Source organism: Desulfovibrio sp. 1214_IL3152 (assembly GCF_036763055.1).
Taxonomy (GTDB): Bacteria; Desulfobacterota; Desulfovibrionia; order Desulfovibrionales; family Desulfovibrionaceae; genus Desulfovibrio.
The window spans coordinates 1-2,536 of sequence record NZ_JBAIYW010000552.1 but is presented as its reverse complement, the minus strand read 5'-3'; the positions used below and the strand labels follow the sequence as shown (position 1 = coordinate 2,536).

General features: G+C 60.1%; 4 protein-coding genes. 1 reads left to right on the top strand and 3 read right to left on the bottom strand.

Annotation, left to right across the window (positions count from 1 at the left end; all coding sequences use genetic code 11):
• Positions 1–128 (bottom strand): beta-eliminating lyase-related protein (locus V6C07_RS13435; protein WP_442891936.1); only part of this gene is annotated, 128 nt, incomplete at its 3' end.
• A gap of 238 nt (positions 129–366) precedes the next feature.
• On the opposite strand from V6C07_RS13435, the gene V6C07_RS11650 reads away from it, so the two are divergent.
• Entirely contained in the window at positions 367–654 is a 288-nt protein-coding gene (locus tag V6C07_RS11650; RefSeq protein WP_333536645.1) for an HMA2 domain-containing protein, read from the top strand.
• 211 nt (positions 655–865) lie between these two features.
• Here V6C07_RS11650 and V6C07_RS11645 read toward each other — a convergent pair whose 3' ends face one another.
• A complete protein-coding gene (locus V6C07_RS11645) occupies positions 866–2,032 on the bottom strand; it encodes an aminotransferase class I/II-fold pyridoxal phosphate-dependent enzyme (RefSeq protein ID WP_333536643.1) in 1,167 nt (388 codons plus the stop codon).
• Positions 2,033–2,088: 56 nt separating this feature from the next.
• Positions 2,089–2,536, bottom strand: a 448-nt coding sequence (locus V6C07_RS11640; protein WP_333536642.1) for a glycosyltransferase family 9 protein, incomplete at its 5' end; no start/stop codon positions are given.

Sequence of the window (2,536 nt, the reverse complement as noted above, 5' to 3'; positions counted from 1 at the left end):
TAAGCCACCACGGCATTAAAGATACGCGCACCGTCAACATGCAGCGCCAGATTGCGCTCGCGGGTAAATTCCCATGCTTCTTTCAGGTATTCACGCGGCAGCACTTTGCCGTTGTGGGTGTTTTCCATCCCAGCCTTGAAGGGCTTGTCAATGCCCGGCTGCTGGGCAGGCGAACCCTGCGGCGCATACACTTCAACTTTGTGTCCACCCTGGCGCTCAACAGCGCGTTTCTTGTGGGTGGGCTTTTCATGATTATCGGCCCCGGTGTTTCGGCCCTGCTGCACAACGTCACGACCCTGGGAGTGGCCCTTAACGCCATGCGCCCGCATTTGCCGAAAAAGGCCCTTCCGGGCGAGGAGAGCCATTTTGAACACCCTGCGTCTTCTTAAATATGTGCGCAGCTTTGTGGACGGCCGCGTGCGCATACGCCACCCCGCCCTTTGCAACGCATCCGTGGCCGCCCTTGCCGAAGCCCGCATGAAGGCCATTACCGGAGTCACGTCGGTGGAGTGCAATCCCGTTAGCGGGTCTGTGCTCATCCTTTATGACAGCAAGGCCCTTCCCAAAGAACGCCTTTTTGCCATAGGCGAGGCGTGGGCCGGCTATCTCGACAAGGTCAAGGACGGCAAACCGGCGGACGTGCCTGAATTTTAAACTGTACCTCGTTGAGAGCCTGCTTCCCAGCGGGGTACAGCGCTTGCCACGGCGTCTGGCCTTCGTGGCGAATGTCTGCCCACCCTGCCGTGAAAAAATTCAAGGTGAAACGGCCTTGCGCTTTCACAACGGCAAAGGCCCCGGAGCAATTCCGGGGCCTTTGCCGTCTGCCGGTCGGGGCTTGCCCATAAAACGGCAGCGCCGCAAAATATCAGACTGTTTTTTGCCTTTGCAGCCAGCCGTCCAGCACGGCAAGGTTTGCGGCAAAGCTCTTGCGTCCGAAACCCATGCGTACATAAGGGGCCGCAAGGCCGTACACACTGCCGGGCAGCAGCAATACCCCGGCCTCGCGCGCCAGCCGGATGCAAAACTCTTCAGAAGATTCAATAAGATGAAGCAGGGGAAAACCTATGGGGCCGGCCTGTGGCCGGTTATAGGTAAAAAAAGCCGCGTAGCGCGCAAAAAACGCATCGGCAACACGCAGATTTTCCTGAATGATATTCCTGCTGCGCCGCAAAAGCTCAGGGCCGTGAGCCAGAGCCGTGCAGGCCAGCGATTCCGACGGCGTGGCTCCGCAGATGCTCAGATAGTTCTTGTAGCGGCTTATGACGTGCATAAGCCCCGCATCGCCGCAGGCCAGACAGCCCACCCGCACGCCGGGCAGCCCGTACGCCTTGCTCATGACGCCCAGCGAAATGCCGCGCTCATACACATCGCACAGCCATGGCGCAATTTCTTCACAGCCGCGGTCTTCTTCCCCCGGGCGCGCATTCCGGCCCAGCCCCCGGTAAACTTCGTCAGCGAATATCCAGATGCCGTGCTGCCGCGCCAGAGCGCAAAGCTCTTGGGTCTGGCGGGCATCAAGCACAAAGCCTGTGGGATTATGCGGCGAGTTGACGACAACAAGCCTGGTTTCGGGGCGGATAAGTTTTTTGAGGGCCTCCAGATCAAGCCGCCAACCGCCTTCCTGCCCTTCAGCTTCCAGTTGCCAGAAATCCACCGTGCAGCCCAGAGCGCGCGGCAGATCATACAGGGACTGATAGCCCGGAAACTGGCAGATGACATGGTCGCCCGGCTCCAGCAGCACATTCATGCAGGCGAATATCCCTTCCTGCGCGCCGGTAAACAACAACACATCCCTCTCGGCCATATGCCTGTAGAGGCCCGACACAGCCCGGCGCAAGGCGGGATTGCCGTCATTGGGGCTGTAGCCCAGGCGGGTTTGCAAAAAATCGTGCCGGGCTTTTTCCGGGTCCGGCTCCAGAGCCAGCAGATCATCAATACTCAGGCTCTCGCAGTCGGACTGTGCCAGCAGGTAGGGTGTGGAAAACTCGTAGCGGCTGAAAAACACTTCCAGTTCAAAATCGGGCAGTCGCATGGCTACTCCTGAGGCATCGCGCGTGCAATGAAGTGTGAGACCTTCAGACCGGAAGATCAGTCGCCCGCAAAAGCGCGTTCTCGCAGCCCCATGCGCTCAAGGGCGTCCAGCACATCGCTCACGGGCAGGTTCTCCAGACAGGTCACCGGCGGATCAGGATATTCAAAACCAAGATTCAGATAGGCGCAGGCCCCCGAATGCGGCAGCAGGCTCTGGACATTCCTGCCCCAGGGACCCCAGCGGAGCGGGTTGGTAGGCCCGTGCAGCCCTACCGTTGGCGCGCCGGCAAGGGCCGCCAGATGCATGGTCCCCGTATTGACAGAAACAACCCCTGCCGCCCTGGAAAACATCCAGGCAAGTCCGGCAAGCGACAGATCACCCGCAAGGGATACGGCGGGACAGTCCGAATGATCGACAAGAAAAGCCGCATTCCTTGCCGCATCGCCGGGCGCGCCGGTCAGGCAGACCTGAAAACCCCGCCCGGCCAGTTCCCGGGCCAGGGCA